Annotated in this window: 17 protein-coding genes and 1 rRNA gene; 13 read left to right on the top strand and 5 right to left on the bottom strand. The window is 71.1% G+C overall.

The window, feature by feature from the left end:
* Positions 1-88 (top strand): 5S ribosomal RNA (gene rrf / locus ACIBQ6_RS39035); the annotation flags it as partial.
* A gap of 971 nt (positions 89-1,059) precedes the next feature.
* Here the strand turns inward: rrf and ACIBQ6_RS39030 are convergent.
* Positions 1,060-2,463 carry a hypothetical protein gene (locus ACIBQ6_RS39030; protein WP_397218226.1) on the bottom strand — a complete coding sequence of 468 codons (1,404 nt, stop codon included), beginning with the start codon at positions 2,461-2,463 and terminating at the stop codon, positions 1,060-1,062.
* Between ACIBQ6_RS39030 and ACIBQ6_RS39025 the strand changes: the two genes are divergently transcribed.
* Positions 2,407-3,441: a hypothetical protein gene (locus tag ACIBQ6_RS39025; RefSeq protein ID WP_397218224.1), complete on the top strand. Its 1,035-nt coding sequence runs from the start codon at positions 2,407-2,409 to the stop codon at positions 3,439-3,441. The two genes, ACIBQ6_RS39030 and ACIBQ6_RS39025, sit on opposite strands and share 57 nt — an antisense overlap.
* Positions 3,442-3,523: 82 nt before the next feature.
* Here ACIBQ6_RS39025 and ACIBQ6_RS39020 read toward each other — a convergent pair whose 3' ends face one another.
* A complete protein-coding gene (locus ACIBQ6_RS39020; protein ID WP_397218222.1) occupies positions 3,524-4,477 on the bottom strand; it encodes an MBL fold metallo-hydrolase in 954 nt (317 codons plus the stop codon).
* A gap of 83 nt (positions 4,478-4,560) precedes the next feature.
* Between ACIBQ6_RS39020 and ACIBQ6_RS39015 the strand changes: the two genes are divergently transcribed.
* The gene (locus ACIBQ6_RS39015) at positions 4,561-4,953 is read left to right on the top strand and encodes a single-stranded DNA-binding protein (RefSeq protein ID WP_397218220.1); all 393 of its coding nucleotides are present in this window, start codon (positions 4,561-4,563) and stop codon (positions 4,951-4,953) included.
* Between the two features lie 82 nt (positions 4,954-5,035).
* On the opposite strand, the gene ACIBQ6_RS39010 is transcribed toward ACIBQ6_RS39015, so the two are convergent.
* On the bottom strand, positions 5,036-6,652 hold the full coding sequence (locus tag ACIBQ6_RS39010; protein ID WP_397218218.1) for a DUF1015 family protein: 1,617 nt from the start codon (positions 6,650-6,652) through the stop codon (positions 5,036-5,038).
* A 114-nt stretch (positions 6,653-6,766) separates the two neighbouring features.
* Here ACIBQ6_RS39010 and ACIBQ6_RS39005 point away from each other — a divergent pair, with 114 nt between their 5' ends.
* Positions 6,767-7,192, top strand: a complete 426-nt coding sequence (locus ACIBQ6_RS39005) for a tetratricopeptide repeat protein (protein WP_352326203.1) — start codon at positions 6,767-6,769, stop codon at positions 7,190-7,192.
* Between the two features lie 832 nt (positions 7,193-8,024).
* On the opposite strand, the gene ACIBQ6_RS39000 is transcribed toward ACIBQ6_RS39005, so the two are convergent.
* Positions 8,025-8,462: a TipAS antibiotic-recognition domain-containing protein gene (locus ACIBQ6_RS39000; RefSeq protein ID WP_397218216.1), complete on the bottom strand. Its 438-nt coding sequence runs from the start codon at positions 8,460-8,462 to the stop codon at positions 8,025-8,027.
* A gap of 121 nt (positions 8,463-8,583) precedes the next feature.
* On the opposite strand from ACIBQ6_RS39000, the gene ACIBQ6_RS38995 reads away from it, so the two are divergent.
* On the top strand, positions 8,584-9,555 hold the full coding sequence (locus ACIBQ6_RS38995; RefSeq protein WP_397218214.1) for an HAD-IIA family hydrolase: 972 nt from the start codon (positions 8,584-8,586) through the stop codon (positions 9,553-9,555).
* A gap of 176 nt (positions 9,556-9,731) precedes the next feature.
* Here ACIBQ6_RS38995 and ACIBQ6_RS38990 read toward each other — a convergent pair whose 3' ends face one another.
* Positions 9,732-10,079, bottom strand: a complete 348-nt coding sequence (locus ACIBQ6_RS38990; protein WP_397218212.1) for an SCP2 sterol-binding domain-containing protein — start codon at positions 10,077-10,079, stop codon at positions 9,732-9,734.
* 127 nt (positions 10,080-10,206) lie between these two features.
* Here ACIBQ6_RS38990 and ACIBQ6_RS38985 point away from each other — a divergent pair, with 127 nt between their 5' ends.
* The 8 genes from ACIBQ6_RS38985 to murJ all read left to right on the top strand — a co-directional run bounded on the left by ACIBQ6_RS38985 (position 10,207) and on the right by murJ (position 18,651).
* Positions 10,207-10,380 (top strand): hypothetical protein, encoded by a 174-nt coding sequence (locus ACIBQ6_RS38985; RefSeq protein WP_352326208.1) that lies wholly within the window; start codon positions 10,207-10,209, stop codon positions 10,378-10,380.
* Positions 10,377-11,189 carry a TlyA family RNA methyltransferase gene (locus ACIBQ6_RS38980; protein WP_352364461.1) on the top strand — a complete coding sequence of 271 codons (813 nt, stop codon included), beginning with the start codon at positions 10,377-10,379 and terminating at the stop codon, positions 11,187-11,189. The genes ACIBQ6_RS38985 and ACIBQ6_RS38980 overlap by 4 nt, the downstream gene beginning before the upstream one ends.
* Positions 11,186-12,088 carry an NAD kinase gene (locus ACIBQ6_RS38975; RefSeq protein ID WP_352364459.1) on the top strand — a complete coding sequence of 301 codons (903 nt, stop codon included), beginning with the start codon at positions 11,186-11,188 and terminating at the stop codon, positions 12,086-12,088. The genes ACIBQ6_RS38980 and ACIBQ6_RS38975 overlap by 4 nt, the downstream gene beginning before the upstream one ends.
* Positions 12,089-12,182: 94 nt before the next feature.
* Positions 12,183-13,892, top strand: coding sequence for a DNA repair protein RecN (recN, locus tag ACIBQ6_RS38970; protein WP_397218210.1), 1,710 nt, complete (start codon positions 12,183-12,185; stop codon positions 13,890-13,892).
* Positions 13,893-13,965: 73 nt separating this feature from the next.
* Positions 13,966-15,162 carry a putative cytokinetic ring protein SteA gene (steA, locus tag ACIBQ6_RS38965; RefSeq protein ID WP_397218243.1) on the top strand — a complete coding sequence of 399 codons (1,197 nt, stop codon included), beginning with the start codon at positions 13,966-13,968 and terminating at the stop codon, positions 15,160-15,162.
* On the top strand, positions 15,159-16,133 hold the full coding sequence (locus ACIBQ6_RS38960; RefSeq protein ID WP_397218208.1) for a copper transporter: 975 nt from the start codon (positions 15,159-15,161) through the stop codon (positions 16,131-16,133). Before steA ends, ACIBQ6_RS38960 begins: the two co-directional genes overlap by 4 nt.
* Before the next feature lies 1 nt (position 16,134).
* Entirely contained in the window at positions 16,135-16,986 is an 852-nt protein-coding gene (locus ACIBQ6_RS38955; RefSeq protein WP_397218206.1) for a hypothetical protein, read from the top strand.
* Between the two features lie 72 nt (positions 16,987-17,058).
* Positions 17,059-18,651, top strand: coding sequence for a murein biosynthesis integral membrane protein MurJ (gene murJ, locus ACIBQ6_RS38950; protein WP_397218204.1), 1,593 nt, complete (start codon positions 17,059-17,061; stop codon positions 18,649-18,651).
* Positions 18,652-19,134 lie beyond the last annotated feature (483 nt).

Below are 19,134 nucleotides of genomic sequence, written 5' to 3'. Positions count from 1 at the left end.
CGGTTACATTCCGAACCCGGAAGTTAAGCTTCTCTGCGCCGATGGTACTGCACTCGGGAGGGTGTGGGAGAGTAGGTCACCGCCGGACAATCTTTCAAAGAAGCCCCACACGGATCGTGTGGGGCTTCTTTGCGTTGTACACGTTTTCCGGTGAAGAGCTCAGATGGCGCGCAGCACAACACGCCTTGGAAGTTCGGTTCCGTGTAAACGTGGCTGGCCACCAGTCGTGCCGGCCAGCTCGCGAACACGGAGCTTCCTGTAAGGGCAGGGGCGCTGTAGGGGACTCCACGTGTTGACGCGCTCTCCGTACCTGGCTTGCCCCCTGTTGGATACGAGCACATCGACCCCAGCGACTGGCCGTTCCGTGCCTGGAGGTCGGGCGCGACGCCCTATAGGCCTCGTGAGCCTGCCATTGGGGGGATGGCGGTGAGCCAATTGGTGCACACACGGTTGAACCGGCAATTCCTCGGCCGCCTCTCCTGGCGGGAGCGGTGCGCTAGGTGTCGTTCTGGGGCCTTCTGGATCGGTCGCATCAGAGCAGAGCCCCTCGTGGGGCGTCTGGCGCCCAGCAGTTGTGAGGGCCACCCCCCCTAAGCCACAGGCTCGTCCGCGATGTGTCTCGCAGAACTCATCGTTCAGAGGCTTCCTCCAATGCCTCCGGAGACACGTGCACGAGAATGTCCGCCAGATGTAGATGAGGAGACTTCCTGCGTCTTTCTAGTGAGCGGCGTTCTGTGGGTAGAGGTGCAGCTGGGATCGTCGTGGGTGGCTGGAGGGCTCGTTAACGGTCGGGGGCTTGCTAGGCTGGGGGGAGCGGGCCACCCCCACGGGTGGCCTTCGTCGCGTAAGGCCCGCGGGCGGGCGGCGACCAGCCACGGTGGACCGCCGTTGTGAGTCCGCTGAGTGAGCCAACGAAATGGACCAGAAGTGAACAGTGATAACGGATCGGACGGCGGACAGCGCGGGCGCGGCGACTACGGGGACAGGCGCTCCAGCGGCGGCAGGACTGGCGGATACGGCTCTCGCGGGCGTGATTCCGGTGGCGATCGTCCGTTCCGTTCAGAGGGCCGGCCGCGGCCGTACAACCGCGAGGACAGAGCGCCCCGAAGCGGGGAGGGTTCCCGCGACGAGCGTGCGCCGCGGCGCGAGGGCGGTTTCCGGGATGAGGGCCGCTCCTACCGCGACCGGGACGACCGCGGACCCCGCCGCGAGGGCGGCTACGGTGACCGCCGTGAAGGCGGAGGCAGCTACGGCGAGCGTCGCGAGGGCGGCGGCGAGCGTCGCGAGAGCCGGTACGGCGATCGTGGTCCGCGTCGTGAGGGTTTCGACCGTGGTCCTCGCCGGGAGGGCTTCGATCGCGGGCCGCGTCGTGAGGGTGAGGAGCGTCCTCCTTACCGGGACCGGGATGATCGCGGGCCGCGCCGTGAGGGCGATGACCGCCGTCCGTACCAGGACCGGGGGCCGCGCCGTGAGGGCGGTGGCTATGGTGACCGCGGGCCGCGCCGTGAGGGTTTCGACCGTGGTCCTCGCCGTGAGGGCTTCGACCGCGGGCCGCGTCGTGAGGGCGACGAGCGTCGTCCCTTCCAGGACCGCGGACCTCGGCGTGAGGGCGGCGGCTATGGCGACCGTGGGCCGCGCCGTGAAGGTGGCGGTTTCGGTGACCGTGGTCCGCGCCGTGAGGGCGGCGGTTTCGGTGACCGTGGTCCGCGCCGTGAGGGCGGCGGCTACGGTGACCGTGGGCCGCGCCGTGAAGGCTTTGACCGGGGTCCGCGTCGTGAGGGCTTCGAGCAGGGTCCGCGTCGTGAGGGGTTCGACCGAGAGCGTGGGCCGCGTCGCGAGGGCTTTGACCGCGGGCCGCGCAGGGAAGGCTTCGACCGCGGGCCGCGTCGCGAAGGCTTCGACCGGGGCCCGCGCCGTGAGGGCGGCGGGTACGGCGAGCGCCGCGACGACCGCTTCGGTGACCGGGGCCCGCGCCGGGAAGGCTATGACCGTGGTCCTCGTGGTGAGGGCTCCGAGCGTGGTCCCCGTGAGGGCTTCGACCGTGGTCCGCGCCGTGAAGGCGGCGGTTACGGTGACCGTGGTCCGCGTCGCGAAGGGGGGCCGCGCCGAGAGGGCGGGTTCCGTGACGACCGCGGCGGCGAGCAGCGTCGTGAGGGGTTCGACCGGGGTCCCCGTCGCGAGGGTGGCTACGACCGTGGCCCGCGTCGCGACGACTCCTACGGGCCTCGTCGCGAGGGTGGCGGCTACCGTGAGTCGCGTCCGTTCTCGCGTGACGATCGCGGGGAGCGTCCGGGCGGCGGCACCCGCGCCAGGTACGGCCGCGAGGAGCGCGACTCCGACGCCCCGCAGCGCGAGAGGCTGCCCGAGGTGGCGCCCGACATCACCGCGGAAGAGCTCGACAAGGAAGTGCGCGAGGAACTGCGTTCGCTGCCCGGTGACCTCTCCGACCTGGTCGGCAGGCACCTGGTCGCCGCCGAGCGCGCCCTTGAGGAGGACGATCCCGACAAGGCGCACGAACACACCAAGGTGGCGCGTCGGTTCGCCGCTCGCATCGGTGTCGTACGCGAGGCTGCGGGCATCGTCGCCTATCGGGCCGGACACTTCTCCGAGGCGCTCAGCGACCTGCGTGCGGCCAGGAGGATGACGGGGTCCGACGCGTACCTGCCGGTCATGGCCGACTGCGAGCGCGGTATGGGTCGTCCGGAGCGGGCCATCGATCTCGTACGTTCGCCGGAGGCCGAGCGCCTCGACCGGGCCGGACGCATCGAGCTGACGATCGTCGAGTCGGGTGCCAGGCGTGACCTCGGCCAGCAGGACGCGGCCGTGATCACCCTTCAGCGCCTGCCCGAGCTGCGTGACCCGCAGCCCAAGCCGTGGTCGGCGCGCCTCGCGTTCGCCTATGCGGACGCCCTGGCCGACGCCGGGCACCAGGAGGCGGCGACCGACTGGTTCGCCCGTGCGATGGCCTTCGACGAGGACGGCGAGACGGACGCGGCCGAGCGCTACGCCGAGCTCACCGGAGCCGTCATCGAGGACGTCGAGGAGGACTTCGAGGAGGACCTCGACTCCGAGGACGACTTCGACGACGCCGGCGCCGCCGACGCGGGCAAGCTGGCCGAGGAGGAGGAAGAGGACGACGAGGCCCTGGCCGAGGCGGACGACCTCCTGGAGCCCGAGGCCGCCGAGCAGCCTGCCGAGCCGGTCGAGCCTGCCGCGCCTGTCGAGCCGAAGGACGCCGTCGCTGCTGAGACGGCCGAGGTCGCTGCTGAGACGGCTGAGCCGGAGGCGGGCGAGCCCGCCGACGGTGGCGAGGAAGAGAAGCCGGCGGAGGCCGGGACGCCGGGGATCACGCCCGCGTTCATCGAGCCGGACTTCGGTGACGTGCTGGAAGTCGAGACGGACGAATCCGCTCAGGACCGGCCGAAGAAGAACGACGAGTAGGTGTTGCCGCTCCGCCGTACCCCTGACGATCAGGGGGTACGGCGGAGTTTTTTGTGTCACATGGGGTGTGATCGGCCGGTCGTCATCGTTCGACGCGGTTGAGCCAGTGGAGGATGCCCGCGACGTTCGACGGGGCGCCGCTCAGCAGCTCGAACTGCTCGGCCGTCACGTCGTCCGACTGCAGGGCGGCGTAGCGCTCCTTGGTGCGGTCGCGGACCATGGCGACCGCGTGATCGAGGTCGAGCCCCTCCGAGTGTGCCTGACGGGTGAGGTCCACCCAGACCCGGAGCTCTTCGGCGGACCGCTCAAGGGTCTCCTGGACGGCGCCGACCGGTCCGTAGTGGCTGAACAGCAACCGTTGCGGACCAAGTGCCTTGAACAGGGCGATCGAGTCGAGGGCCGTCTGAAGGTCGAAGTCCGGCGGCGGGGTGGCGGGGCGCAGGTCGCCGGTCTGGGGAAGGTACACGCCCGCGGCGTCCCCGACGTAGAGGTCTCCGGTGGCGGAGTCGATCAGGCCGACGTGGTGCTTGGCGTGGCCGGGCGAGTAGTGGCTGCTCAGCGTGCGGCCGTTGCCCAGGTCGATGGCGCCGGTGTCGCCCAGGGCGACGATCCGCTCGGCCTCGGTGGGGGACAGCTCGCCGAAGAGGGTGTCGAGCTGGTCACCCCAGACCATCCGGGCGCTGGCCATCAGACGCGACGGATCGGCCAGATGGCGCGCGCCCTTCTCATGTACCACCACCTGCGCGGACGGGAAGAACTTCGCGATGTCGCCCACACCGCCCGCGTGGTCCAGGTGGATATGGGTCACCACCACGGTGGCCAGGTCGTCCGGGCCGACGCCGAGCGAGGCGAGCGCGTCGCGCACCACGGGGGACGAGGTCGAGGTGCCCGTCTCCACCAGGCACGGCCGATCTCCCAGGATCAGGTAGCCGGCGGTGATGCCCGCGTATCCGGCCATCTTGGTGTCGATCTCATAGACGTCGCCGCCTAGTGCGGTGATGTTGTCCACAGGCACTCCCGCGCGTACATCCGTCATCCCCAGAACGACGTTCGTATCGATCCGGGCTTCCCTTCATCGTAGAGAGTGATCTCCTCCGGAACACAAACGGGAGGACGACAATGGATCGGAACGAGGTCGTGCTGGTGGGGCGGCTGTCGGCGGCGGTCGAGGAATACGCGATGCCGAGCGGCGACATGGCCACGAAGTGGCGCGTCATCGTCCGCCGCCGGCGCAGGCACCGGCGAGGCCCGGCTCTCACCGACAGCATCCCGTGCGTCACGTTCGATCCCGAGGTGGCGGAGATCGTGCGGGGCCTCAAGCCGCGAGACTTCATCGAGGTGACGGGCGCCTTCCGCTGCCGGGTCTTCGGTCCGGCCGCCGCCAAGATCTGGCGGTACGAGGTGGAGGTCAGTGCCGTCAGACCTGTCGAGGAGACGGTTCCTGAGCCGTCTGAGGAGGTGGTTCCGAGGCGGGGGCCGCGGCAGGTGGCTCAGTTGGCCGGGGCGGGGTGACCTTGCCGGCGATGGCGAGGCGCCGCCCCGGAGAGCGCTCGGTGGTGAGCAGGGGAGGCGCGGCCACGCGGCAGGGGCGGCGTCAGTCGATGGCGAACGTGCGCAGGACCAGGCCGGTACGCGGTTTGGGGCCGAAGGAGGTGGACTTGCGGGGCACTCGTTCGCCGCCCGCGGCGACCGCCAGCACGTCATGGACCATGAGCGGCTTGAGGATGACGGCTGTGCCGCCCGTCTGGATCGCGAGCCGCAACGCCGCCTCGGTGTCGTGGTGGACGATGCGTACGGCCCGCTCGTCGTCCTCCATGCCCCACACCTTGGGCAGGATGAACTCGCTCAGGATCGAGGTATTCAGCGAGTTCCAGCGGTCCGAATGGTGGTCCGGCATCGCCAGGTTCAGCTGCACCGGGTCGGGATCCGTGAGCAGATGGGTGCCGCTCTCGCCGGCGAGCAGGAAGGCGGGCTCGGCCGCGTTCTGCAGTGCCTCCAGGCCCTGCGCCAGGTCGTCGTAGTCGTGCACCTGCCAGGCGCCCCTGGCTCGGGCGGCGGCCTCGGTCAAGGGGAGACCGGGGATGACGCGGTGGATGGCCTTGAGGTCGGGTGGGTAGGCGGTGGAGTCGACGATCAGGGCCAGCCCGAAGTCCCAGGGGCCCAGCGCCTGCCGGGGGTCGGCCGGGGCGGAGGCCGGTTCCGCTGACGGATGGGCCAGGTGATCGGTCAGCTCGTGCCGGAACGAGGTGACTGGGTTGGGAGAGGGCGTTACGGGGCGGTCCGGCGCGGTGAAGTGGTCGGGGGACGGGGGCAATGTGTCCTGGGAGTTACGGGTGGACGGGCTCAGGGGCGCGTTGAGGGTGACGTGCTGAGAAGCCTGGAGGTCGTAGGGCGTGGCCTGGTGGGTTCCGTCCCGCAGGGCTTGGCGGGCGGCGTGCTCCTGACGCTGGAGGACGCGGTAGGTGGCGTACCGGTGGTGGCCGTCGGCGATCAGGGCCTGACGGTTGCGCAGGTCGGCGTTGATGGCGTCTATCTCGTCCTGGTCGGTGATCGCCCACAGCCGGTGGGTGAGGCCGTCCTCGGTTCCGGCCGTGACGAGGGGCGGTCGTTTGGCGGCCACCTCGTCCACCAGGCGGGTCGCCTTGCCGTTGTCGCCGTTGTAGAGCAGGAAGATGGGTTCGAGGTTGGCCTCGGTGGTGCTCATGAGGGCCAGCCGGTCGGCGATGGGGCCGGGCATGACGTCCTCGTGGGGGAGGATGACGCGTTCGGCGGGGTCGACCAGGCCGACGTCTCCGATCAGGCCACGCTGGAGGACGTGCGGGCCGCTCTGCTCGTACACGTACAGGGCGGGGGTGTCGTCGGCCACCAGGACGCCGGCGTCCAGCCAGGCCCTCAGCGTGTCCCTGGCCTCGGAGTAGCGGGCTTCGAGCGGCACCTCGGTCCGGTGGCGGAGTCTGGACGGGGTACCGGCCGGGCCGCGAGGGGTGCCGGGTTCGGTGGCGGGTGTCGCTTCGGGGTTGCAGGGAAGGATGAGGCGGACGACGTTGTTCGGGTGGGAGGCAAGGAGGGCTTCGACGTCCGCATCGCTGATCAGGTCGTACGGTGGGGAGGTCACCTTGGCGGGATCTTCGACATCGAAACGTACGCCTCGGAAGGGCCGTAGCACCAGTCCGTCAGGCACCGGCAGTTCAGGAGTCCCCATACCGGGCATGCTCCCATAAATGCTTGCGCCTACCAGGAGTTGCCCCAATCGTTTGCTGTCGCGCCCCTTACGCGGCGGAGCGGGAGCGAGGTTCGTCGTCCAGCGATGAAGGAGTCCTCACGCATGGTTCAGGGCGGAAATGGTCACGATGAGTCCGTGGGTGGCGTTCCCGGGGGCGGTGTTTACGACTGGTATCAGCGTGGGGTGAAGTTGCTGAAGGAGGGGAGTCCGGCGGCTGCCGCGGCGTTGCTGGAGCGGGCCGCCGCTGCTGAGCCGCAGTCCCGGAGCATCCTTGAGGCGCTGGCTCGGGCGCAGTTCAACTCCCGCCAGTACGCGGAGGCCGCGGCCAGCTTCCGGCAGATCGTGGATGCGAACCCGGCTGAGGATTATGCGTACTTCGGGCTGGGCTTGTCGTTGTGGCGTACGGGGGATCTGGAAGGCGCTCAGGAGCCGCTGGCCATCGCGGTGGCCATGCGGCCGGACGAGCGGCATTACGTGTCGGCCTTGAAGAGTGTGCGGGCGACGTTGAGGGCTCGCCGAGAGATGTAGGGGGCAGGCGGGCGCGGGAGCCGGCCATGGCGAACGTCGCCTCCCAAGCGACTGTGTCAGCTGGGCGTTTCGATCCTTCCTGGGGCATCAGCTCGGACGGGGGCCGCCTGCGGTGTTCGCTCGCAGCCCGTCGTGCCGAGCGGGCGTCGTCGCAGCAGAGCGCTTCCTTGGCCTGGCCCCGTGCTGGACGGCGTGTGTCCGTGGCCCGGCATGCGACTATGCCCTGCCCTGGTCGGCCCATGGGGGTGACGCTGTCGCTGAGGGCCTTCCGGGGCCTCGACGAGGCGTTCATGCCGTCGAGGCGTTCATGCCGTCACGCATGGGCGGCCATGTCTTCGCGTTCCCCAGCTCCTGACGGCGGCCGAGGGACATCGCGACACGTGCCCGCCCTCGCCCCCGAGCACCTGGCCGGCCGTGACGACTCCGCCCATTACCGGAGAAGTGGCTACCCCACTGCTGGGCGACCGACTCGGGTTGTGTGGAGAACACGACCTACTGGGACATGAGGGGCCTGTGCGGCGGCTTTCCCAGCCGAGTGCCCAGGGGGCGTGGTGCGGCGAACGCAGCCGTCGTGGCTGCCCAAGCCGTTCCTGTTCGAGCGTGCAGGCATGCCAGGGCTGCAGCTGGCTACCCTTGCGTAAGGGAACAGGCATGCCGTCGCCGTATTTGGCTGCTCCACCCCCATGGAAGCGGCGGAAGGCTGCCGTGAGGGACTTTGCCCGGGTTGCGCGGCAGAACGGCGCCTTGAGGGCCGTGCCCCCAGTTCCGGGCTTGTCGGCCGTCGCCTTCCACGCGCGGCATCACGTCCATGCGACTGGTCAGGTGACAGGGGTCAGCCGTGGCGGGTGGCGTTGGCGAGGATGGCGGATCGGAGGTAGGCAGCCAGGCCGGGCGCGGTGCGGTCGAAGGCGGCGGTGAAGCGGGGGTCGGAGACGTACAGGTCGGCCAGGCCGCGGTGGATGTCGTACGTGCAGTCGTAGAACCAGCGGGAGAGGTGGGCGCGGTGTTCCTCGGCCAGGTCCATCACGAGGTCGCCCTCTGCCGGGACGTCGGCGTGCATCGCGTCGGCGAGGCGGGCCGAGAGGGCGGCTGCCTCGGTCTCGTGTCGCCGCCAGTCCTCCTGCGTGTAGGTCGAGGTGCGGCGTGCGGATTCGGCCCAGGCGTGTGTGCCGCCCCAGCGTTCCTCGGCCTCCGCCGCGTACTCGTCATGGGCGGGAGCGCCGAGCAGTTCTCCGCGTTCCTCGGTCGTGGCGTCGGGCTCGCGGGACATGGTCGTCCTTCCGGTGTCGGGTACGGGTTTCCCGATCCACGAGGAGAGGGCTTCCTGTGGCGGGGTACGAAGGCGACGCTAAAGTCTCACACGGCGTGAGAGTCAAACGGGAAGAGGCGCTGTGCTGATTGACGGCTATGACACCCTGCTGCTCGACCTCGACGGTGTGGTCTATCTCGGACAGCACGCGGTTCCCGGGGCGAGGCAGGCGCTGGAGAAGGCGCAGGGCAAGGGGGTCCGGCTCGCCTACGTGACCAACAACGCCTCCCGGACGCCCGCCGCCATCGCCGCCCACCTGCGGGAACTCGGCGTCCCGGCCACGGCGGCCGATGTGGTGACCTCGGCGCAGGCGGCCGCGCGGCTGGTCGCCGAGCGGGTGGCTCCGGGCGCCGCGGTGCTGGTCGTGGGTGGGTCGGGGCTGCGGGTGGCCGTACGTGCTCATGGGCTCAGGCCGGTGTCCGTCGCGGCCGAGTCGCCCGCGGCGGTGGTTCAGGGGATCGCTCCCGGTCTGTCGTACGCCCTGCTGTCGGAGGGGGCGCTGGCCGTACGGCAGGGCGCGCTGTTCGTGGCCTCCAACGGTGACAGCACCATGCCGACCGGGCGGGGCGAACTGCCGGGGAACGGGGCAATGGTCCGGGTCATCGTCGCCGCCACCGGGGTCGAACCGGTGTACGCCGGCAAGCCGGATCCGCCGTTGCACCGGGAGTCGATGATCCGTACGGGCGCTCGGCGGCCGCTGGTGGTGGGGGATCGGCTGGACACCGACATCGAAGGGGCCTCGAACGCGGGGGTGGAGAGCCTGCTGGTGTTCACCGGGGTGGCCACCCCGCTCGACGTGCTGACCGCTGCGCCCCGGCACCGGCCCACGTACCTGGCCGAGGACCTCGGCGCGCTGGTCCAGCCCTATCCCGACGTGCGGGACGGCGCCTGCGGGGGATGGCGGGCCGAGTGGCGTGACGGGACGCTGCGCCTCGAAGGCGACGGCAGCCGGATCGACGGCCTGCGCGCGGCCTGCGACGCCGCCTGGACGGCCGCGGGCGAAGGGCAGATCGGGGAGGACGCGATCAAGGACGTCCTGAAGCGCGTGGGGTGAGGAGATGGGGGCGACGTGGCCGCCGGAGGGCGGCTCAGTCGGTCGGGGGTCGAGGGGCAGGTTCGCTGTTCGCTTGTCGCCTAACAGTTAACGCAGGCGCCGAGTAGTCGCCTGACAGCGAACACCCGCGCTGCGCAGCTGCGTAGGACATCGAAGAGCCGCCTGAACGGAACCGGTCAGATCAGCTTGCGCAGGCGCAGCAGGTCGCCGAAGCTCGCGTCGATCTTCACCCGCCCTCCGAGCAGCGCACGGGCCAGGTCCAGTTCGCCGTCGACCAGCGCGACCAGGTCGTCGCTCGCGATGGTGATCTTCACATCGGCCGGTTTGCCGCCCGCCGGCGGCTCCTCGGTGAACGGGTCGAGCCCCCCGTGGTGCAGCCGCCCGTGGAAGATCACGTCGAGGTCGGAGACCCGGGCGCTGACCGTGCGCTCGACCACGTGTTTGGCACGATCCTCCGCGCCGATCTCGTCGAACTGGGCGACGAGCCTGGCCAGTGCCGCCCGGCACTCCTCGACGCTTGCCATGTTGGGCATCCTTTCTTTCCCTTTGCGGTCGGTAGCGTTCCACATCACTAGCACCCCCGTATGAGTCTCAACGCGTGACACGCCTGCCAAGGTCCCGGGCGCTCGCCCGAGGCGTTACGGTCGAGTCATGAGTGAGCTGCCGGAGGAGACCGGTGACGAGCGGGTCGACGCCATCGTGGCCGGTCTCGGTCGTGTGGGCGAGCTGCCGGTGAACGAGCACGTGGCCGTGTTCGAGGAGGCGTTCGCCGGGCTGGAGTCCACTCTCGCGGGTGCGGGCGACGAAGCGCTGGGCGAGCGGTGAGCCGCAGGATCCGTCTCGACAGCGAGCTGGTGCGCCGCGGGCTGGCCAGGTCGCGCGAGCAGGCCGCCCAGCTCATCGAGGCCGGGCGGGTCAGCGTGGGCGGCCAGCAGGCCCACAAGCCCGCCACCCAGGTCGACACCGCCTCGGCCATCGTCGTCGCCGAGTCGGCCGACGGGCCCGACTACGTTTCGCGGGGAGCGCACAAACTGCTCGGGGCGCTGGAGGCGTTCAAGAGCCTGTCGGTGGAGGGGCGCAGGTGCCTCGACGCGGGAGCCTCCACGGGAGGCTTCACCGACGTGCTGCTGCGCCACGGCGCGGCCCATGTGCTCGCCGTCGACGTCGGCTACGGCCAGCTCGCCTGGTCGCTGCGCACCGACGAGCGGGTGACCGTGATGGAACGCGTCAACGTGCGCGACCTGACCCCCGACATGGTCGGCGAGCCGCCCACGCTGGTCGTGGGCGACCTGTCGTTCATCTCGCTGCGGCTCGTGCTGCCCGCGCTGGCGCAGGTCGCCGCGCCGCGGGCCGACTTCGTCATGCTGGTCAAGCCGCAGTTCGAGGTGGGCAAGGAGCTCGTGGGCGCGGGCGGCGTGGTGCGCGACCCCGAGCTGCGGGCCAGGTCGGTGCGCGAGGCCGCGGCCAAGGCGCAGGAGCTGGGGCTGAGCGTGCGGGGCGTGACCGCGAGCCCGCTGCCCGGCCCTTCCGGAAATGTCGAATACCTGCTGTGGCTGGGCAAAGGAGAGGGTGATCCGCCCGTCGCCGAGCTCGATGCCGAGATCCAGCGTGCCGTCGCGGAAGGGCCGCAATGAACCGGACCGTGCTGGTCGCCGTCCACACCGGGCGGGGCGCCGCCGTCGAGAGCGCCCGTCTGGTCATCAACCGGCTGGTCGGGGCGGGCATCAACGTGCGCGTCCTGGACACCGAGGCACGTGACATCGGCTGTGGCGGGGTGGAGGTCGTCCCCAGCGACGACCCCGGCTCGGCCAAGGACGCCGAGGTCATGATCGTGCTCGGCGGCGACGGCTCGCTGCTGCGCTCGGCCGAGCTGGCCAAGCCCGCCGGCACGCCGCTGCTCGGGGTCAACCTCGGGCACGTCGGGTTCCTGGCCGAGGCGGAGGTGGCCGACCTGGCCTCGGCGGTCGACAGCGTGGTCGCCGGGCGCTACGACGTCGAGGAGCGCATGACGATCGACGTCCTGGCCAGGCAGAACGGCCGGGTGATCGCCGACACGTGGGCGCTCAACGAGGTCACCGTGGAGAAGCAGGAACGCATGCTGGAGGTGGTCGCCGAGATCGACGGGCGGCCGCTGTCCCGCTGGGGCTGCGACGGCGTGATATGTGCCACTCCTACGGGTTCGACGGCGTATGCGTTCTCGGCCGGCGGGCCGGTGGTCTGGCCGGAGGTGGAGGCGCTGCTCCTGGTGCCGATCAGCGCCCACGCGCTGTTCGCGCGGCCGCTGGTGGTCTCGCCCCGGTCCACGATGGCCGTGGAGATCCTGCCGGACACTCCGGGCGGCGTTCTGTGGTGCGACGGCCGCCGCCGTTTCGAGCTGCCCTCCGGGTCACGTGTGGAGGTGCGCAGGGGCGCCGAGCCGGTGCGCCTGGCCCGTCTGCACGGCGTCGAGAACACCGGCGCGCCCTTCACCGACAGGCTGGTCGCCAAGTTCGAACTACCGGTTCAGGGATGGCGCGGGAGAGTGCGACCCTGAATGAATGGAGGGCGGAGCGCGTAGGATCCCATGGGCAACAGGTGTCCGGAGACAATCGACCGGCCATCAGGCACGGCAGTGACGGGAGTGGGCAGTGCGACCAAGGGTCGAGGAGGTCCGCATCCAGGGGCTCGGCGTCATCGACGAGGCCGTACTCGAGCTTTCGCCGGGCTTCAACGTGGTCACCGGCGAGACCGGCGCGGGCAAGACGATGGTCGTCACGGGGCTCGGGCTGCTGTTCGGCGGCCGGGCCGATCCCTCGCGTATCCGTCCGGGGGCCGACAAGGCGACCGTGGAGGGCACGCTCGTCGTCGAGCCCGGCGGCCGGGTCGCCCAGCAGGTCGAGGACCTCGGCGGTGAGGTCGAGGACGGCGAGCTGATCATCTCGCGCACCGTCTCGGCCGAGGGCCGCTCCAGGGCCTGGCTCGGGGGCCGTACGGTGCCCGTCGGCACGCTGACGTACCTGGCCGACGACCTGGTGGCGGTGCACGGGCAGATGGACCAGCAGCGGCTGCTGCAGGCCGCCAGGCAGCGCGCCGCGCTCGACCGTTATGCCGGAAACGAGCTGGTCAAGCCGTTGCGGGCGTATTCACAGGCGTACAAGCGGCACAAGCAGGTCGGGGCGCTGCTCGACGAGCTGACCACCCAGGCCAGGGAGCGTGCCCAGGAGGCCGACCGGCTGCGGTTCGGCCTGGAGGAGATCGAGAAGGTCGACCCCAAGCCGGGCGAGGACGCCGAGCTGCGCGAGGAGGAGGAGCGCCTCTCGCACGCCGACGCGCTGCGCAGCGCCGCCACCACGTCCCACACCGCGCTGCTCGGCGACCCGATGGAGGCCGGCGGCGGCGCCCGTGACGTGATCTCGCTGCTCGGGGAGGCCCGCGCGGCCGTCGAGGCCGTGCGCGACTACGACCCCCAGCTCGCCGGCGTGGCCGACCGGCTCGCCGAGGCCGGATACCTGATCTCCGACGTCGCCACCGACCTGGCCGCCTACGCCGAGTCCATCGAGGCCGACCCCGCCCGTCTGGGAGCCGTGCAGGAACGCAGGTCCGTGCTGGGCAGCCTGATCAGGAAGTACGCCGAGGACAGCGCAGGGGTGCTGGCCTGGGCCCAGCAGGCGGCCGCCCGCCTGGGCGAGCTCGAAGGCGACGACGAGCGCATCGAGGAGCTCACCCGCGAGCACGAGGAGCTCACCACCAGGCTCACCACCCTGGCCGCCGAGCTCACCAAGGTCCGCGAGGCCGCCGCCGAGCGGTTCGGCCAGGCCGTGACCGAAGAGCTGACCGCGCTGGCCATGCCTCACGCCCGGGTCGTGGTGCAGCTCACCCAGAGCGCCGAGTTCGGCCCGGAGGGCGTCGACGAGGTGGAGCTGCGGATGGCCGCCCACCCGGCCGCGCCGCCGCTGCCGCTCAACAAGGGCGCCTCCGGCGGTGAGCTGAGCCGCTTCATGCTCGCCATCGAGGTCGTGTTCGCCGGTGCCGACCCGGTGCCGACGTTCGTGTTCGACGAGGTCGACGCGGGGGTCGGCGGCAAGGCCGCGGTCGAGATCGGGCGCCGGCTGGCCCGGCTCGCACGCACCGCGCAGGTGATCGTCGTCACCCACCTCCCGCAGGTGGCGGCCTTCGCCGACCAGCATCTGGTCGTCGAGAAGGCCAGCGACGGCAGCGTCGTGCGCAGCGGGGTCGTCACGCTCAACCATGAGGGGCGCGTCCGCGAACTGTCGCGCATGCTGGCCGGTCTGGAGGACTCCGAACTGGGCCGGGCGCACGCGGAGGAGCTGCTCGGGCTCGCAGCGGTCGACAGGTGATTCAGCGTGACATAGTGGACACGCGGCGTAGTGCTTGGCCTCCGCGCTGTTTCCCTCTGGCAGGATGGTCATGATGAAGGTTCCGGGGAGCAAGATGCCGGGCCTCCGTGGCAGGAAGGTCGGTGACCTTCCCGGTGTGACGGCAGTGGCGAGAATCGACCGGCGAACCAAGAGGCTGACCAAACGCCTCCAGCCCGGGGAAATAGCGATTATCGACCATGTCGACGTTGACCGGGTCAGCGCGGAGGCGCTCGTCGCGTGCGGCGCGGCGGCTGTGGTCAACGTCGCCGCCGGCATCAGCGGCCGCTATCCCAACCTGGGTCCGCAGATCCTGCTCGAGGCGGGCATGCCGTTCGTCGACAACGCCAACCCTGAGCTGTTCGAACGCGTCAAGGACGGCGACGTCATCCGCCTCCACGAGGGCGTCATCTACCTCGACGACGACGTCGTGGGCAAGGGCGACGAGCAGACGGCCGAGGCCGTCGAGGCCGCCATGGCCGAGGCGCGCGCCGGGCTGGCCGTGCAGATCGAGGCTTTCGCCGTCAACACGATGGAGTACGTTCGTGGTGAGGGCAAGCTTCTCATCGACGGAGTCGGCGTGCCTGAGATCCGCACCCCGATGGAGGGCAGACATGTCCTCATCGTGGTGCGCGGATATCACTACAAGGAAGACATCGCCACCCTCCGCCCCTACATCAGGGAATACCGTCCCGTCCTCGTCGGCGTCGACGGCGGCGCCGACGCGCTGCTGGAGGCCGGTTACCTCCCCGACGTGATCGTGGGCGACTTCGACTCCGTCTCGACCAAGGCCCTGACCTGCGGCGCCGAGCTCGTCGTGCACGCCTACCGCGACGGCCGGGCCCCCGGCCTGGAGCGGGTGCACCAGCTCGGCCGCGAGGCGGTCATCTTCCCGGCCACCGGCACCAGCGAGGACATCGCGATGCTCCTGGCCGACGACAAGGGTGCCGAGCTGATCGTCGCGGTCGGCACCCACGGCACCCTGGAGGAGTTCCTCGACAAGGGCCGCTCCGGAATGGCCAGCACCTTCCTGACCCGGCTGATCATCGGCAGCAAGCTCATCGACGCCAAGGGCGTGAGCAGGCTCTACCGCAGCCGCATCACCACCTCCCAGCTCCTGATGCTCGTGATCACCGCCTTGATCACCATGGGGGTGGCGCTCTTCCTGTCGCCGCTCGGCCAGACCTGGCTGAACGGCCTGCAAGACGTCTGGAACGCATTCATCTTCTGGCTGGTCGGACTCTTCTCGTGATCGATTTTCGCTACCACGTCGTCTCCATCGTCGCGATCTTCCTGGCGCTGGCGGTCGGGATCGTCCTGGGCACCACGCTGCTGCAGGAGCCCGCGGTCAAGTCCGCGCAGGAGATCTCCGCGCAGCTCACCAAGACCAAGGACGAGCTGCGCGTGCAGATCGACCAGCTCCAGGGCCGCGAGGCGGGCAACGACGCCTTCGTCACCAGCGTCACTCCGAAGCTGGTGGCCGGCGAGCTGACCGGCCAGCGCGTGCTGCTGGTCGAGGCGCCGGGGTCGAGCACCACGTTCCGCGAGGCCGAGCAGCAGGTGCTGGAGGAGGCGGGCGCCGAGGTGAGCGGGCGCGTCACCCTGACCGAGAAGTTCTTCGACCCCGACCGCAGCGGTGTGCTCGACGGCCTGGTCAACCAGCTCAAACCGGTCGACATGGTCTTCCCGTCCACGGCGACCGTCTGGGACAAGGCCGGCGCACTTCTCGCCTCCACGCTGCTCACCACCGACCAGGCCCAGGCGGGCACCCCCAATGCCGCGACCGCCGCCGTCATCAGCGGGTTCGAGGCGGGCGGGCTGGTCAGCACCGACGGCGACCCCGCCAAACGGGCCATGCTGGCGGTGATGTTCGCGCCGGAGAAGGCGTACGAGGGGGAGCAGGCCGAGACCCAGCTGGGCGCGCTCGTCTCGGTCGCCGACCGGCTCGATGCCGCGGGCAAGGGCGCGGTGCTGGCCGGCAGCGCCGCCAACACGGCCGTCACCGGGGGCGCCGTCAGTGCCCTGCGCGACGACGGCGACGTCGCCAAGCGCGTGTCCACCGTCGATACCGTCGATATGCCCACGGGCCGGGTCGTGGTCGTCTACGCTCTCCGGGAGCAACTGAGCGGGCGGGCCGGCCAGTACGGCATCGGCAAGGGGGCCTCGGCCACCCAGCCCGCGCTGCCGACCACCACACCCTCACCGACCCAGTCAGGGAGCTGACATGGCCCGTGGCCTGCTCTACGCGCTGGCCGGCGCCGCGATCGGTGCCGCCGCCGCCCGTGCCGCCTACTCCGCCTTCACCCGGAACCGTCCGGCCGACCTGGGCGGGCGCTGGACGCGCAAGAACCACCGCGGCGAGCCCATCACCCTGCTGGAAGGGCCCGCGTTCGTGGCGGGCTCCGGCGTCGCGGCCGCGCTCACGCCCGGCCTGGCGCCGCGTACCCGGCTGGCCGCGGTGCTGGCCGGTGTCGGCACCGGCGCCCTCGGGGCCTACGACGACCTTTACGGCACCACGTCCTCCAAAGGGTTCAAGGGCCATCTGACGGCTCTGGCCCGCGGCGAGGTCACCAGCGGCGCCGTCAAGATCCTCGGGATCGGCGCCACCGGGCTGGGCGCCGCCGCCCTCGTCTCCGACGGGCCCGTCGACACCCTGGTCAACGGCGCGGCCATCGCCGGCGCCGCCAACCTCGCCAACCTGTTCGACCTGCGTCCCGGCCGGGCGATCAAGGTCGGGCTGCTGGCCGGCGGGCCGCTGCTGGCCGTCTCGCTGCTGCGGTCCTCGCCCGCCGCCGCGGCCCTGGCCGCCGTGCCGCTGGGCGCCGCCGCGGCGCTGCTGCCCGACGACCTCGGCGAGCGCGCCATGCTCGGCGACGCGGGCGCCAACTCACTCGGCGCCCTGCTCGGCTTGGCCGCGGTCACCAAGCTCGGCAGGCCCGGCAGGCTCGTCCTCCTGGGCACGGTCGCGGCGCTCACCGCGGCCTCGGAGAAGGTCAGCTTCACCAAGGTCATCGCCGCGAACCCGGTGCTCAACCGGCTCGACATGCTCGGGCGGCGTCCCGTCGACCACGTGTGACCCTCCGCGCGCGATTGTCGGTGGCACCTGCCAGGATGTCGGCGTGACCGGATACTGGGCGGGGGAGGCCGGGTGCGGAGCGTGACGGCGCGGGGCGTGGCGGGTGGCGCCCTGCTCATCGGGGCAATCACCGTGCTGGCCCGGATCGCCGGCTTCGCCAAGCAGTACGCCTTCGCCCAGACCGTCGGCACCAACTGCCTGTCCACCGCCTACATGACGGCCAACCAGATCCCCAACATCGTCTTCGAGGTCGTCGTCGGAGGTGCGCTGGCGGGCATGGTGGTGCCGGTGCTGGCCGGGTCCGCCGCCTCGCGCGAGCGCACCGGGCACATCAGCTCGGCGCTGCTGACGTGGGTCGTCGTGGTCCTGGTGCCGCTGGGGGCGCTCACCGCGCTGTTCGCCCGGCCGGTCATCGGCCTGTTCCTCGGCGAGGCCGTCAACGGGTGCGACACGACCCAGCTCGTCGCCGTCGCCACCCGGATGCTGGTCGTCTTCGCCCCCCAGATCCCCCTGTACGGCGTGGCCGTCGTGCTCTACGGCGTGCTGCAGTCGCACAGCCGCTTCGCCGGGCCCGCGGTCGCGCCGCTGGTGTCCAGCATCGTGGTCATCGTGGCGTACCTGCTGTTCGTGCCGCTCAGCTCGGGGACCGTCGACCCGGCTCATCTGCCAGGGCCGGCCGAGCTGGCGTTGTCGGTGGGCACCAGCCTGGGCGTGCTCTCGCTCGTGCTGACCGTGGTCGGGCCCGTGTCGCGGCTGGGGTTGCGGTGGCGGCCCACCTTACGCTTCCCCGACGGCGTGGCCGGGCAGGTGCGCAGGCTCGCCCTGGCCGGGATCGCGGCGCTGCTCGCCCAGCAGGCCGCCATGATCGTCGTCGTGCTGCTGTCGAACAAGGCGATCGGCAACGGGGCTCTCACCGTCTACAACTACGCGTGGGCGATCTACCTGGTGCCGTACGCGGTGCTGGCCGTGCCGATCGCCACCAGCGCGTTTCCCCGGCTGTCGGCGCAGGCGGGCGACGCGGTCGCGTTCTCGGCGCTGGCGGCGCGGACCACGCGGGCCGTGGTGCTGGTCACGGGGCTGGCGGCCGGGGTGCTGGCCGCCGCGTCGGGGCCTGGGGCGGTGGTGTTCCTGGGAGGCAGGAGCGAGGTGCCGCCGCCTCAGCTCGCCCTGGCGATCGCGCTGTTCGCGCCGGGCATCGTCGGCTACGGGCTCATCGCCCATCTGAGCCGGGTGCTCTACGCGGCCGGACTCGGGCGGGCGGCCGCCACCGGGACGGTGGCGGGGTGGCTGGTCGTCATCGTCGCGCAGACCGTGCTCGTGCTGCTGCTGCCCGCCGGGTGGAAGATCGGCGGGATGGCGCTGGGGATGAGCGTCGGCATGACTGCGGGTGGGGTGTTGCTGCTCGGGGCCGTGGTGCGGGCGCGCGGGAGCGGTGCGGCGGCGGGGCTGCCCCGGGCCGCGGGGGCGGCGGTCGCCGGTGGTGTGCTGGGGTACCTGGCGGGGGCTGGGGTGGTGAGGTGGCTCGGGGTCTCGGGCATCTGGCCGAACGTGGGTGCGGTGGTGCTGGCGGCGGTGGTGGCCGTGGTGGTGGGGGCTGCCGTCGTGGCGGTGGTGGACCGGCCGGATGCCAGGGTGGTGGCCGGGCTGCTCCGACGGGGCGGCTGATCCACGGCCACTGATCCTCTGCCTGTTGTGCGGTGGGTACGTTCCGGCGGTTCCTGGTTGTCGCGGACGGCTTCGGGGGCGGACGCTGGTCGCGCATGGCTTCGGGGGCGGACGGCCGGTCGCGCGTGGCTTCTGACGCTCGGTCGGCTGGTCCCGTACGGCGGGTTCGGACGCTCGGTCGGCTGGTCGCGCTTGGCTTCTGGCGCTCGGGCGGCTGCTCCCGTGCGGCTGGTCCCGTACGGCTTCTGGGGCTTGCACAGCTGGGCCGCGCTTTTGGGGCGGGCGGCTGGTCACGCGGGGCTTCTGGGGCTGGCACGCCTGGTGGCGCGCGGTTCGTGGTGGCGTGGCTCCTGGTTTTCCGTAGTTTCTACTCTTCTGCCGCGTGTGGCTTGCAGTTGGCGCTGGTTCCGCGGTGCGAGGTCTTCTGTGTGAGGCAGAGCTTCCTCGAAGGCTTGCCTTCGAGGGGCCGGCCTGCGGTAGGTG

The organism is Nonomuraea sp. NPDC049655 (assembly GCF_044465465.1).
In the GTDB taxonomy this organism is placed as follows: Bacteria; Actinomycetota; Actinomycetes; order Streptosporangiales; family Streptosporangiaceae; genus Nonomuraea.
Note: the sequence above shows the minus strand (reverse complement) of the source record. Positions and strands in the feature narration are given on the sequence as shown.